This window comes from uncultured Desulfovibrio sp. (genome assembly GCF_944324525.1).
Lineage (GTDB): Bacteria > Desulfobacterota > Desulfovibrionia > Desulfovibrionales > Desulfovibrionaceae > Desulfovibrio.
Genome location: NZ_CALUWS010000010.1, coordinates 52602 through 65827 on the forward strand (window position 1 = coordinate 52602; position 13226 = coordinate 65827).

The 13226-nt window shown below is 67.3% G+C and carries 13 protein-coding genes; 8 read left to right on the forward strand and 5 right to left on the reverse strand.

From position 1 onward, the window contains the following. Positions 1-48 precede the first annotated feature (48 nt). From Q0K12_RS04390 to Q0K12_RS04425, 8 genes are all read left to right on the forward strand, one after another. On the forward strand, positions 49-1467 hold the full coding sequence (locus tag Q0K12_RS04390; RefSeq protein ID WP_297260551.1) for a protein jag: 1419 nt from the start codon (positions 49-51) through the stop codon (positions 1465-1467). Beyond that, positions 1464-2861 (forward strand): tRNA uridine-5-carboxymethylaminomethyl(34) synthesis GTPase MnmE, encoded by a 1398-nt coding sequence (mnmE, locus tag Q0K12_RS04395; protein ID WP_297260552.1) that lies wholly within the window; start codon positions 1464-1466, stop codon positions 2859-2861. Before Q0K12_RS04390 ends, mnmE begins: the two co-directional genes overlap by 4 nt. Before the next feature lie 41 nt (positions 2862-2902). After that, entirely contained in the window at positions 2903-3508 is a 606-nt protein-coding gene (locus Q0K12_RS04400; RefSeq protein WP_297260553.1) for a 3'-5' exonuclease, read from the forward strand. Beyond that, the gene (locus Q0K12_RS04405) at positions 3505-4653 is read left to right on the forward strand and encodes a GAK system CofD-like protein (RefSeq protein WP_297260554.1); all 1149 of its coding nucleotides are present in this window, start codon (positions 3505-3507) and stop codon (positions 4651-4653) included. The genes Q0K12_RS04400 and Q0K12_RS04405 overlap by 4 nt, the downstream gene beginning before the upstream one ends. Beyond that, entirely contained in the window at positions 4650-5672 is a 1023-nt protein-coding gene (locus Q0K12_RS04410) for an RNA pseudouridine synthase (protein WP_297260555.1), read from the forward strand. The genes Q0K12_RS04405 and Q0K12_RS04410 overlap by 4 nt, the downstream gene beginning before the upstream one ends. A gap of 42 nt (positions 5673-5714) precedes the next feature. Beyond that, positions 5715-6344, forward strand: a complete 630-nt coding sequence (locus Q0K12_RS04415; protein ID WP_297260556.1) for a DUF47 family protein — start codon at positions 5715-5717, stop codon at positions 6342-6344. Continuing rightward, positions 6337-7344, forward strand: a complete 1008-nt coding sequence (locus tag Q0K12_RS04420) for an inorganic phosphate transporter (RefSeq protein ID WP_297260557.1) — start codon at positions 6337-6339, stop codon at positions 7342-7344. Before Q0K12_RS04415 ends, Q0K12_RS04420 begins: the two co-directional genes overlap by 8 nt. A 166-nt stretch (positions 7345-7510) precedes the next feature. After that, a complete protein-coding gene (locus Q0K12_RS04425; protein ID WP_297260558.1) occupies positions 7511-8815 on the forward strand; it encodes an amidohydrolase in 1305 nt (434 codons plus the stop codon). Positions 8816-8886: 71 nt separating this feature from the next. On the opposite strand, the gene panB is transcribed toward Q0K12_RS04425, so the two are convergent. The 5 genes from panB to Q0K12_RS04450 all read right to left on the reverse strand — a co-directional run bounded on the left by panB (position 8887) and on the right by Q0K12_RS04450 (position 12729). Beyond that, the gene (gene panB / locus Q0K12_RS04430) at positions 8887-9711 is read right to left on the reverse strand and encodes a 3-methyl-2-oxobutanoate hydroxymethyltransferase (RefSeq protein ID WP_297260559.1); all 825 of its coding nucleotides are present in this window, start codon (positions 9709-9711) and stop codon (positions 8887-8889) included. Position 9712: 1 nt separating this feature from the next. Then, entirely contained in the window at positions 9713-10363 is a 651-nt protein-coding gene (gene catB, locus Q0K12_RS04435) for a type B chloramphenicol O-acetyltransferase (protein WP_297260560.1), read from the reverse strand. Between the two features lie 5 nt (positions 10364-10368). Next, on the reverse strand, positions 10369-11232 hold the full coding sequence (gene speB / locus Q0K12_RS04440; protein WP_297260561.1) for an agmatinase: 864 nt from the start codon (positions 11230-11232) through the stop codon (positions 10369-10371). A gap of 172 nt (positions 11233-11404) precedes the next feature. After that, positions 11405-11947 (reverse strand): threonine/serine exporter family protein, encoded by a 543-nt coding sequence (locus Q0K12_RS04445; RefSeq protein WP_297260562.1) that lies wholly within the window; start codon positions 11945-11947, stop codon positions 11405-11407. Continuing rightward, the gene (locus Q0K12_RS04450) at positions 11944-12729 is read right to left on the reverse strand and encodes a threonine/serine exporter family protein (protein WP_297260563.1); all 786 of its coding nucleotides are present in this window, start codon (positions 12727-12729) and stop codon (positions 11944-11946) included. Before Q0K12_RS04450 ends, Q0K12_RS04445 begins: the two co-directional genes overlap by 4 nt. Positions 12730-13226: the final 497 nt, after the last annotated feature.

Sequence of the window (13226 nt, forward strand, 5' to 3'; positions counted from 1 at the left end):
CGTTCCTACCGGGCGGGCGGCTTGGCCGCCCGCCCTATTGGGGTACTTATGGAAGGTTTCAAGGAATTTCTGGGCAAGACGCTGGATGCGGCCATCGAAGAGGCCTGCACCTACTATAATGCCAGTCGGGAAAAACTCGAGATAGAGATCGTCCAGGACGCCAAGACGGGCATCTTCGGCATCGTCGGCGCCCGCAAGGCCAAGATCCGCGCCCGTCGCGCCGCACTGCGCGAAGTGGTGGAAAGCGCCCTCGGACGGGACCGCCGGCCCTCGGTCGCCGAGGCGGAAGCCGCCGCCGAAAAGAGAGAAGACGTCACGCAGACGCCCACGGCGGAAAGCGCCCCCGCCGCGCCGGAAGCCCGGCCGGAGAAGCCCGCCCGCCGCTCGCGGGGCCGGACGGAGGAACGGAAGGACGGCGACGCGAAAGAAGGCCGCCGTACGGAAGAGCGCGGCCAGAAGGCGTCGCGCAAGGCCATCGCCGCGCGGGAAGAGTCGCAGCTGCCGGCCCGCAAGGGCCAAACCATGCCGGCTCCCGTCGAGGACCGGCCGCAGGCGGAAGCCGCGGCGGACGCGGAACCAGCCGAGGAAAGCGGCCGCACGCGCAACGGCAGTCAGGAGGCCGCCCCCCGGCAGGAGCGTTCGCGCAACGGCGAACGCGCGTCCTCTCGCGAGGCGCAGCGTGAAAGCCGCCGCGCCGCCGATGACGACATGGACGAAGCGGATGATTCCCTGCCGCGCCGTGCGCTGGAAGAGCTGGATCAGCCCCGCCTGAAGGAACTCTCCCGCGACTGCGTGAGCCGCCTCATCCGTCCCATGCTGAGTCAGCCCGTGGACGAGCCGGAAGTGGAGATCGTGGACGGGCGCGTACGCGTGGCCGTGGACTGCGGGGAAGACTCCGGCCTGCTCATCGGCCGCGAGGGACAGACCCTGGCCGCGCTGCAGTATCTGGCCTCCCGCATCGTTTCGCGCGGCATGGACGCCGCTGTGCGCGTCCAGCTGGACGCGGGCCGCTACCGTCAGCGGCAGGAAGAAAAGCTGCGCGACATGGCGCTGGCGCTGGCAGCCAAGGTGCGCCAGACGGGCCGCTCCTACTCCACGCGGCCGCTCAGTTCCTACCATCGCCGCATCATCCACCTCTGCCTGCAGGACATGGAGGACATCTTTACCCGCAGCACCGGGGACGGCCCGCTGAAACGGGTCGTCATCCTGCGCCGCCGCCCGGAAAAGGGCGAACGCCAGCCTCAGGAAGAACGCACCGGCCGCCGGCGTCCCAGAGCGAACAGCGACATTGAAAGCCGCTGCCCTTCCCCTGAGGCTGTCGGGCCGGAAACGGCCGCCGTCGCCGGATGCGTAGAAGCTGCGGCTGAGAACGCCGTGCGGGAGGACGTCCGGGATGTCGCCGTACTGGGCACGGAAAGCCCTGCCGCGGCGAGCGTGGACGAGGCCCGCGCCCGGGACGAGGCATGACCACCATCGCGGCCATAGCCACCGCGCCGGGGGCGGGCGGCATAGGCATCGTCCGCCTTTCCGGGCCGCGCGCCAAGGAGATCCTGGCGCGGCTCTTCCTGCCGCTTTCGGCAGATTTCGTCAATTTCCGCCCCTGGCAGCTGCATCATGGCCGCGTGCTGGATTGCCACGGCGAAGCCCTTGACGATGTGCTCGCGGTCTTCATGCCCGGGCCCCGCACCTTCACCGGGGAAGACGTGGCCGAGATCCATTGCCACGGCGGCGTGTTCATGGTCCAGGCCGTGCTGGAGAGCGCGCTGCGCCTCGGTGCGCGGCAGGCCCAACGCGGAGAGTTCAGCCGCCGGGCCTTCTGCAACGGCCGCATGGACCTGAGTCAGGCCGAGGCCGTGGCGGAACTGGTGGCCGCCCCGTCGCGCGAAGCCGTACGCTTCGGGCTTTCCCGGCTGGACGGCCTGCTTGGACGCCGCGTGCGGGCCCTGCGGACGGAGCTGGACGGCCTGCGTGCCCAGATGTGCCTTGCCGTGGATTTTCCCGAAGAGGAGGTGGAGAGCCTCCCCCCGCCCGCCTTTGCCCAGCGCATCCGCCATGTGGTCCAGGCTCTGGACGAACTGCTGCGGGCACAACGTCGGGCGCGGGTCATGCAGCAGGGAGCGCAGGTGGTGCTTGCCGGAGCGGTCAATGCCGGCAAGTCCAGCCTGATGAACGCCCTGCTGGGACGGCAGCGCGCGCTGGTCACGGACATACCCGGCACGACGCGTGATTTCATTGAGGAATATTGTGACCTTGACGGACTCCCCATACGGCTGGTAGACACCGCCGGCCTGCGGGAGACCGCCGAGAGCGTGGAGCATCTGGGGATCGCCCTGAGCCGGGAAAAACTGGCGCAAGCCGACGCCATCCTGCTGGTGGTGGACGGCGGCGCCCTCGGCGAGGCGGGCGCGGCGGCGACGGCCTGTCCCGAACCGGCAGCCGCCGAAGTGCTGGAGACCGCCGGGGACATCCCCGTCCTGCTGGTCTGGAACAAGGCGGATCTCTGCGATCCGGAGGTCTTCCCTCCCCGCTGGGCCGGCCGGCATCCCGCATTGCGCCTCTGCGCCCGCAGCGGCGAGGGGCTCGACGAGCTGGCCGCGCGGCTTCGGGCCTGCATCCTGGCCGGAGCGACGGAAACGCCCCCCGAAGACGGTCTGGCCCCCAATGCCCGTCAGGCGCTCGCTCTGGAGCGGGCGCGCCGCGAACTGGAAGGCCTCCACGAGGATATCCTTGCCGGGACGCCGTACGACTGCTGCGCCGTTCGTCTCGATGCGGCAACGGCCTTTCTGGATGAGGTGACCGGCAGCAACAGCACTGAAGAGGTGCTCAACAGCATCTTTGAACAGTTCTGTATCGGAAAATAAACGGCGGAGGCGGGGCTTGTCCCCGCCGGGGAAAGCGTAGCATGGATCTGGAAGAGTTGCGCCGTCGCCTGAGCAGCGACGAAATCAATGCCCTGCCCCTGCGGCATTATGAAGGGCCCATCTATCTTGTCCGCACCCCGGCGGACTGGCGCAACGCCCTGCCCCAGCTCCTCGATGAACGCGTCATCGGCTTCGATACGGAAACGCGCCCCACGTTCCGCAAAGGCCGCATCAACCAGCCCTCGCTGGTGCAGCTCGCCACGGCCGACGCCGTTTACCTCGTACAGCTCGGCTGGCTGCCCTTTGGCGATTACCTGGCCGACCTGCTGGCCGACGGACGTTACCTCAAGGTCGGCGTGGGCATTGGCGACGACATGCGGGAACTGGGCAAGATCCACCCCTTCACCCCGGCCGGGCATGTGGACCTCGGCCAGATGGCGCGCCAAAACCGCATGTGCAGCCAGGGCCTGCGCTCCCTCACCGCCCATCTTTTCGGCTGGCGCATCTCCAAGGGCCCGCAATGCTCCAACTGGGGCCTGCCCGAACTGACGCAGCGCCAGATCCTCTACGCCGCCACCGACGCCTGGGTGGGACGGGCCATCTTCCTCAAAATGTGCGAGCTGGGGCTTGTGAGGCAACTGCCATGAAGGCAGTCTCCCCTCCGGCGCTTGGCCCGCGTCTGGTCTTCTTCACCGGCGGCACGGCCCTGCGCGAGGTCAGCCGCAGTCTTACCCGCCTGACGCACAACTCCGTCCATCTGGTCACCCCCTTCGATTCCGGCGGCAGCACGGCCAGCCTGCGCCGGGCCTTCGCCATGCCCGCCGTGGGCGATATCCGCAACCGGCTGGCGGCCCTGGCCGACAGGGACATCATCCCCGAAGCCGTTCTGGAGCTCTGGGAGCGCCGTCTGCCCGAGGACGGCGACCCGGAAGAGCTGCGCCGGCAACTGCTGCAGCTGGGCGAGAGCGTCCATCCCTGCTGGCGCGAGCTGCCGGATGTCTTTGCCGCGTCCATGCGCCTGTATCTCAACTTTTTCCTCCAGCGCATGCCGCCGCATTTCGATGCGCGCTACGCAAGTCTCGGCAACCTCATGCTGGCCGGGGGCTATCTGGAGCACCGCCGGGATCTCGGGCCGGTGCTGGCCTTTTTTTCCCGACTCCTGCAGGCGCGCGGCGTGGTCACGCCCATCGTGGAAGAGAGCCTGCACCTGGCGGCCCTGCTGGACGACGGCAGCCGGGTGGTGGGCCAGCATCAGTTCGGTCAGCTGGGGCAGCATATCCGCCGTCTCTTCCTCACCGTGCATGAGCCGGACAGGCCGTTCCACGACACCACCCCCTGCCGTCCGGCCATCACGCGCACGGCCGCGACCTATCTGCAGAGCGCCGGTCTCATCTGTTATCCCATGGGCAGCTTTTACACCAGCGTGCTGGCCAACCTGCTGCCGGCCGGGGTGGGCCGGGCCGTCAGATCGGCCGCCTGCCCCAAGGTCTTCCTGCCCAATTCGGGGCAGGACAGGGAAGTCTGCGGCCTGTCCATCCTGGGCCAGACCCGCATGATCCTGGACGCGCTGCGGGCGGACTGCCCGGATGCCCGGCCGGAGGAACTGCTGCAATGGGTGGTGGTGGACCGCCGCCACGGCGTGTACGAAGGGGGCTGCGACACCACCGCGCTGGCGGACCTCGGCCTGCGCGTGCTGGATGTGGACATGGTTCGCCCCGACATGCCGGAACGGCATGATCCGGACAAGGTGGCCCGCCTGCTCTGCGGGCTCAGCCGGGGAGAGACCCCATGAACGGCCCTGCCGGAGAGCGCGTGACCGTGACGACCGCGCAGCACGGCGAGCGGCTGGACCGCATCGTCATGGCCGTCTGCGGCCTGAGCCTGCGGGCCGCCCGCCGCCGCATCGAGGGCGGCATACGCGTGGACGGCAGGCCTGCCGCCGCGGCCCAGCGCCTGCGGGCGGGCCAGATCCTGGAATTCCCGCCTGCCGGCCCTTCGGATGACGGGCTGACGGCCTGCGTCCGCCTGCTGGGCCGTCAGGACGACTATGTGGCTTTCGTCAAACCCGCCGGCCTGCACAGCAGCCCGCTCGCCGGACAGGCCGCGCCGAATCTGGAAGATACCGCGCAGGCACTTTGGCGAAAGGAGGGACATTCCCCCCCGCTGCATTTCCTCCAGCGCCTGGATCAGGCCACCTCCGGCATCGTCTGCGCGGCCCTTTCCCCTGACGCCGCGCAGCGTTTCCGCACGGACGAGAGCCGCGGCCGCTACGCCAAGGCCTATCTGGCCCTGCTGCACGGCGAGCTGAGCACGCCGGTCACGGCGGACAGGGCCCTCGATGTGGACGGCCGCAGCGTCAGTCGCGTTCTGGACAAAGCCGCTCCGCCCCTGCGCCAGACCCGCTTTTTCCCCCTGCAAGTCCTGCGAGACGACGAGGCAAAGGACGTGCTCGCGGCCAACGGCCTGCCCGCCCCCCCTGCCGCGACGGTCACGCTTGCCGCCTGCCTCATCCGTTGCGGGGCCCGCCATCAGATACGAGCCCATGCGGCGAGCCTCGGCCTGCCGCTCTGCGGCGACGGCCGCTATGCGCCGCAAGGGGATGGCCCGGCGGCCGGCCCGGAGCGCTTCCTGCTGCATCACGCCTGCCTGAGCGGCCCCGCCGGGCGCTGGCTGTGCCCGCCGCCCTGGGAGCGGCTGCCCTTTCTGGAAAATCATTTCCGAAAATGGCTTGAAACCCTCAGCCGTTACGATAGTATATTTCTCACGGAAAAGGACGCTGCGGCTCCCGCACCTGCGCGGGGACGCGGCTGATCCTTCATGCTTTTTTTCCGCCACCTTTTTTCAGGAGACGGCATGTTCGCATCCCTGCTGCCCAAGTCGGCCCCCTTTTTTGAAATGCTCCTGGAGCAGAACACCCTGCTCCGCCACATGGCTCATCATCTCGTGGGCATGATGGAAAACCTGGACGCCGTGGATGATGCCCACAAGCAGATCTCGCTGCTCGAAGAACAGGGCGACGTGCTGCACGTCAAGATCATCCGCGACCTCTCGCAGACCTTCATCACCCCCATCGACCGGGAAGACATCCTCCGCATCAACCAGATGCAGGAGGAGACCATGGACTGCATCCATACGCTCACCACCCGCCTGCACATCTTTGAATTCTCCAAGATGCGTTTCCCCATGGTGCAGATGGCGCGCACCATCAGCGCCATGCTGGACCTCACCCAGCTCATGCTGGACGGCCTTACCCATCGCAAGGACTGCCACAAGACCCACGCCTTCCGCACCCTGCGTGACGAATGCGACATGCTGCTTGCCGTGGGGCTGGCGGAACTCATGGATCCGCAGGGAGAGATCACGCCCGCGGCCATCATGGACATGCTCAAGTGGAGCCAGGCTTACGACCGCATCAGCATGCTGCTGGAAAACGTCAACAGCCTTGCCGAAACCCTGGAAGAAGCGGTATTGAAAAATGTTTGAGATCCCCCTTCTTCTTGCGCTCATCGTGCTGGTCGCCCTGGTGTTCGACTTTACCAACGGCGCGCACGACTGCGCCAATGCCATCGCCACGGTCGTTTCCACCAAGGTGGTCACCCCCCGGCTTGCCGTGGGCTGCGCGGCGGCGCTCAACCTCATCGGCGCCCTGCTGGGGACGGAGGTCGCCAAGACGCTGGGCAGCGGCATCGTGCTGCCCGAAGTGGTGGAGGGCAGTCATGTGCTGGTGCTGGCCGCGCTGGTCGGGGCCATCGGCTGGAACTGCATCACCTGGTATTTCGGTATCCCCTCTTCATCCTCGCATGCCCTCATCGGCGGCCTCATCGGGGCGGCCGTGGCCCACAGCGGCATGGCCGGGCTCAACCTGGGCGGCATCGTCAGCAAGGTGCTGCTGCCGCTGATCATCTCGCCCCTGTCGGGCTATGCCGTGGGCTTTCTGCTCATGTGGATCATCTACTGGATATGCGCGCCCATACAACGCAGCAAGGTCAACCGGGCCTTCCGCAAGCTGCAGCTGCTGTCCGCCGGCTTCATGGCGACGAGCCACGGCCTCAATGACGCCCAGAAGACCATGGGCATCATCACGCTGGCCCTGATGATCTTCGGTTATGCCGACACCACGGAACATGTGCCGCTCTGGGTCAAGCTGAGCTGCGCGGGCGCCATGGCGCTCGGCACGGCCATCGGCGGCTGGAAGATCGTCAAGACCATGGGCCACCGCATCTTCAAGCTGGAGCCCGTGCACGGCTTCGCCGCCGAGACCTCGGCCTCCATCGTCATTGCCGGCGCGTCTCTGGTCGGCGCACCGGTCAGCACCACGCACACCATTTCCGCCTGCATCTTCGGCGTCGGTTCCACCAAGCGCCTCAGCGCCGTCCGCTGGACCGTGGCCGGACAGCTCGTCATCGCCTGGGTGCTGACGCTGCCCGCCGCCTCGGTCATCGGCTGCCTGTCGTATCTGATCCTGCACCTCATCTGGGCCTGAGGCCGTCCCCGTTCAGGAGGGACATTTTCCGGTGGGGAGGGAGCATCGCACGACGCGCTCCCTCCCCGTATATTTTTTTGTTGCAGACCTGCCCGTCGCGACGAGACGTCCCGCAGACCGACGATCTCTTGCGCCACGGGCGAACGCTTACCACAGGATGCATCATATGGACGCACGGGACATCCGCGCCGCGTTGCCGCGCTGGCGGCAGCAACTGCATGCCCATGCCGAGGAAGGCTGGACGGAATTCTGGACCACGGCGCATGTTGCCGGCATTTTGCAGGATCTTGGTCTTTCGCCGCGCGTCGGGGCGGAAGCGCTCGACCGCACGGCCCGCATGGGCCTGCCCAGCCCGCAGCGCCTTGCGGCCGCCCGCCGCCGGGCCAGCGGCGAAGGGGCCGACGAGGCCCTGTTGCACCGCATGGGCGACTGCACCGGCGCTGTCGTGGATCTGGGCCCGCAGGCCGCGCCGGTCGCCCTGGCGCTGCGTTTCGATCTGGACGCCCTGCCGCTGACGGAAAGCCATGCCCCGGAGCATGCCCCCGCCGCGGGCGGGTATGCCTCGCGCCATGCGGGGCAGTGCCATGCCTGCGGGCACGACGCGCATGCGGCGCTCGGCCTTGGGCTCGCCGCGCTGCTCCAGTCGGGGCCGCCGTTGCGGCAGCGCGTCCGCCTGCTCTTCCAGCCCGCGGAAGAGGGCGTGCGCGGCGCGGCCGCCATGCTGGAACAGGTACGCGGCGTCCCCCGCTTCCTGGCCGTGCACATCGGGCTGGGCCTCCCCACGGGCACGCTGGCCACCGGGGCAACGGGCCTCATGGCCAGCACCAAATTCGACGCCGTTTTCAGCGGACGGGCCGCTCATGCCGCCAAAGCCCCGCAACAGGGCCGCGATGCCCTCAAGGGCGCGGCGACGGCTCTGCTCGGCCTGCATGATCTGCCCCGCTACGGGGACGGGGAGAACCGGATACATGTCGGGGAACTGCGCGGCGGCGGCGCGCGCAACGTGGTGGCCGACAGGGCCGTGCTGCGCGGCGAGACCCGCGCCGTCACCTGCGAGATGGCCGACGATCTTTTTGCCCGCGCCCGCGACGTGCTGGAAGGCGCGGCCGCCATGTACGGCCTGGGCTGCCGGATCTCCGTGGCGGGACAGGCCCCGGCGGCCGCCAGCGATGCGGACTTCGCCGCGTTTCTGGCCGGTCTGGCCCGCTCTCTGCGGACGGAACAGGGCAGGCCGCTTTTTACGCAGGTACGGGAACAGACCGCTATGGGCGCCAGCGACGATGCCGCCGTCTTCATGCGCGCCGTGCAGGCGGCGGGCGGCAAGGCCGCCTACGCCATCCTCGGCAGCGATCTGGAGGCCGGCCACCATGCGCCGAATTTCGATATTGATGAAGCCAGCCTCTGGCCGGGCCTGCTCTGGCTGGAAGCGGTCTGCCGTGCCGTCAGCTCGGAAGGCGGCGGGGAAGGCTGAGGCGTGCGCGCCCGACGGGAGCCGGCAGCGGCGACAGTCCGCACGCCTGCCCGCTCCCGTCACAGGCTGCCTCAGTAAAGCTTGTCGAGCACGTCCTCATTCATGCTGAAGCAGTGCTCCGCAGCGGGGAATCTGCCGTCCTGCACGGCCTGCACATAGGCGGCGAAGGCCGTGCGCATGTCCGTGCCGCATTCGGCGAAATGGCGGACGAAACGCGGGGACATGCCGTCCACCATGCCCAGCATGTCCTGCCAGACCAGCACCTGCCCGTCACAATCCGGCCCGGCCCCGATGCCGATGGTGGGGATGGTCACCGCCTCGCTGATCCGCCGGGCCAGCGGCGCGGGCACGCACTCCAGCACCAGGGCAAAGGCCCCCGCCACTTCCAGCGCGCGGGCGTCGTCCAGCAGCTTCTGGGCCGCTTCGGGCGCTTTGCCCTGCACCTTGAAGCCGCCGAGCGCGTGCACGGACTGCGGCGTCAGGCCGATATGCCCCATGACCGGGATGGAAGCCCGCACGATGGCCCGCACATGCTCCGCAAATTCCGCGCCGCCTTCCAGCTTGACGGCCTGTGCGCGCCCCTCCTTGACCAGACGGCCGGCATTGGCGCAGGCCTGTTCCGGCGAGAGCTGATAGCTCATGAACGGCATGTCGCAGACCAGCAGGGGACGCTCGCTGCCGCGCGCCACGGCGGCGCAGTGCCGGATCATGTCCTCCATGGTCACGGAAAGCGTATCGGCGTGGCCGAGCACCACCATGCCCAGCGAATCCCCCACCAGCAGGGCATCCACCCCGCTTTGTTCCATGAGCCGGGCCGTGGTATAGTCGTAGGCCGTCAGCATGGACAGTTTGCGCTGCCCCTTGGCGGCGCGAAAGGTCACGGCGGTTTCCTTCATGTCACTCTCCTTGTTGCGAGGCGGAAAAGCGCCCCTTGTCCCAAAAGGCGTACAACTTCCGGACATCGGCGGAACACAGCAGCGGCATGGCCTCCCGGATGCGTTCCAGCGGCCAGTCCCACCACTGCATCTCCTCCAGCAACGCACACTGCGCGTCATCAAAGCGCCTGCGCACGGCGCGGGCAGGCTGGCCCGCCACCACCGTATAGGCGGGGACGGACCGGGTGACCACCGCGCGGGCGGCGATGACCGCGCCGTCGCCCACCCGCACGCCGGGCATGATCATGGCTTCCGCGCCGATCCAGACGTCGTTTCCGATAACGGTGTCGCCTGCCCGGCGAAAACCGTCCGTCGCCGCCGCAAAGGCCTGCTCGTCCTGCATGTAGTAAAAGGGGAAGGTCGCTATCCAGTCGGTGCGGTGGCCCTGATTGCCGGCCATGATGAAGCTTGCCCCGCTGCCGATGGAGCAGAAGCTCCCGATGATGAGCTTGTCCACATCGTCGCGGTCGGCGGCAAGATAGCGCGCGCAGTCATCGAAATCATGCCCGTGATAATAGCCCGAATAATAGCTGTAGCGCCCCACCCGGATATTGGGATTGCGTACCCGGCCGGCCAGCGTCTTGCCTTCAAAGGGGGAGTCGAACACGGGCACGCCGCTTATCTCCCGGCCCGCTGGGCAAAGCCCATGAGGGCGTGCACGAGCTTGGCGGCGGTGAAGTCCGCGTGATGCAGACCGGGGATGGGGGCCAGCTCCACCACATCCAGCCCCGCCACCGTGCGTCCGCGCAGGCAGGCTTCCAGGATCAGCAGGGCCTGATGCCAGAACAGGCCGCCGGGAGAGGGCGTCCCCGTGGCGGGCATGAGCGAGGCGTCGAACCCGTCCACATCGAAAGAGATATAGAGCCGTCGCGGGAAATCATGCGGCAGCGGGTTGTCCGGCAGTCCCTGACGGGCGAGCGCCTCGGCATCGTGGCAGATGACGCCGTACCGCTGCCGGACGTCGGCTTCCTCGCGGCTCATGTCCCGCACGGCAAACTGCGCGAGCGGCAGGCCCAGGTCGGCCACGGCGCGGTGCATGACGCAGGCATGCGAGTAGATGGACCCCTCGTAGCTGGGCCGCAGGTCGGCATGCGCATCGAACTGCACGATGCCGAAGGGTTCGCCCGTGGCGGCCAGCGCCCGCAGCGCCCCCAGCGTCACCGTATGCTCGCCGCCCAAAAGCACCGGACAGGCACGGCAGGCAAGCGCCTCGCGCACGGCGGCCTCAATGCGTTCCAGCACCGTTTCCACCGGGCCGGAACAGGGGATGGCCGGGGCGGTGTACAGGCCCGCCTCACCGGGGGCGCTGTGGCCGTCCCAGGCCTCGAGCTGCTGGGAAGCTTCCAGGATGGCCTGCGGGCCGCGGGCCGTGCCGCCGCCATAGGAAACGCTCTGCTCCAACGGCGCGGGGATGATGTGGAAGGCGGCCTCATGCGGCGCGACCGGCGCGTATTCGGATGCAAGAAAGGCTGTCTGGGACATGGGGAAGATCCTCCGAAAAAAGTCAGGCGGCAGGCCGGGACGGCTTCAGCGGGCACGAAAGGCCGCAAGCGGCCCCGGATCCGCCGCCATACCGCACAGGCAGTATCACAGGCCACGGGAAAAGGCAAAAACGGCGGCCGGGAGATGCTTTCCCGACGGGTATGGGAGGCACTCAGCGTCCTCCGGTCGAGTCCTCATGCGCCGCTCCGCCGCTCGCGGCCTTGTGCCGCCAGCGCGCCAGAGGCGATTCCTCATGCAGGGCGAACAGCGGGACGATGGCCCCGATGACCAGCGCCCCCATGACGCAGCAGGTGGTCAGCGCGTTGTAGGCGATGTCCACGAGCAGGGCTTCGCGAGCGGCCGACTCCCCGGCGGAAAGGAAATGCATGGTGGCCAGGATGGCCTTGTAGGCGTACATGCCGGGGATCATGGGCAGCAGGGCCGGGAAGGCGTAGAATTCCGCCGGCGTATGCCAGCGGCGCGCGCAGAACATGCTGCAGAAGGAGATCAGCGTGGCCGCGCAGAGCGAGGCCGAGATGATGCCCATCCCTTCGTGCAGCAGCACAAAGCGTGTGGCGTGCCCCAGCCCGGCCAGCAGCCCCGCCGCCAGACAGACCGGACGCGAGGCGTTGGAGATGAGCGCGAAGCCGATGCAGGCCACCACGGCAAACAGGCCATCCGCCAGCACTTCGCCGGCCAGGGACAAAAGACTCATAGGCCTCCTCCGTCCACCAGCAGCATGGTCAGCGACAGGCCGAGCGCGATGGCCGCGATGAGCATGCCCGCCTGTACCGCACGGACGATGCCCATGAGGACATGCCCGTCGAGGATATCCTGTACCGCATTGATCAGCGGGATTCCGGGGATGAGGAAGAGCACGCTGACCGCGAGCGCGGTCTGCGGCGTCGTGCCCAGATGCAGGATGACCCCGCAGGAGGCCGTCAGCGAAGCGCAGAAGGCGGCGCACAGATAGACGATCTTGGGGTTCATGCCCAGACGGCTCAGGGCCTGCCGTACGCTGAAGCCCACGAGCGTCGCCACGAAGACCAGCAGCATGGCCGCGGCGTCCCCCTCGAACAGGCGGCAGAAGGCGGCATTGGCGCAGGCGACGAGAAGGCAGAGACGCAGCGGCGGCACGGAGGGCAGCGCCAGGATATGTTCCACCTCCTGCCAGGCTTCCTCGAGCGGAAGATGTTCATTGACCATGCGCCAGCCCAGCGCATTGAGCGCCTGCACGCGCGTGAAGTTCGGCCCGCCCCCCGGCAGGGAACGGACAGCCGTACAACTTGCGCCGCTCACGTCATCGCTCACCGTCAGCATGATGTGCCGCGAGAACATGGCCAGCTCCACCGCCATGCCGTAGGCCCGGCCTATCCGGCGGGCATTGCGCTCCACGCGCAGGGTCTGCGCGCCGCATGCCAGCATGACGACACAGAAGGTCTGCAAGAACTCGTTCACCCGCCGCACGTCCGGCGACGCTTCCCGCTCCGTTGTCACGCTGCCTCCGCTTGCCCGCAGGCTTGCCCCACCAAAAGGAAAACGGCCTGCTGGGGCGGCAGGCCGGTTGGAGAACTGTCAGTTTAAGAAAGGAAGGTACTTTAAGTATAGCAAATGCCGTGCCATTCCATTTCCATAACAATAACACACACAATATATTGATATTACTTTCTTTTTATTTTTCACACATTGTTTTTGAAGTACAAAATTTTAAACATTTTTCTAGAGAAGCCCGCCTTCGTGCAAATCTCTAAAAAAATTTTTGAACCAGCCAGCTTTTAGAGCATTTTCCCTGTGAAACGCTTTGCGTTGCAAACCATACGGCCCGTCGTTTCGCGGAAAAACGCGGTTTTCCCGTCTGGTTTGGGCCGGGCGGCGCTATCCCGCCGCCTCGCGTTTTGCCTTGTTCAACGGCAGGATGCCCTAGGTGTTGTGTTCCGATAGGTTGTTCACCCTTTCCTCATTCGGTAAGTTGGAAGTTACCAGACAAACCAACA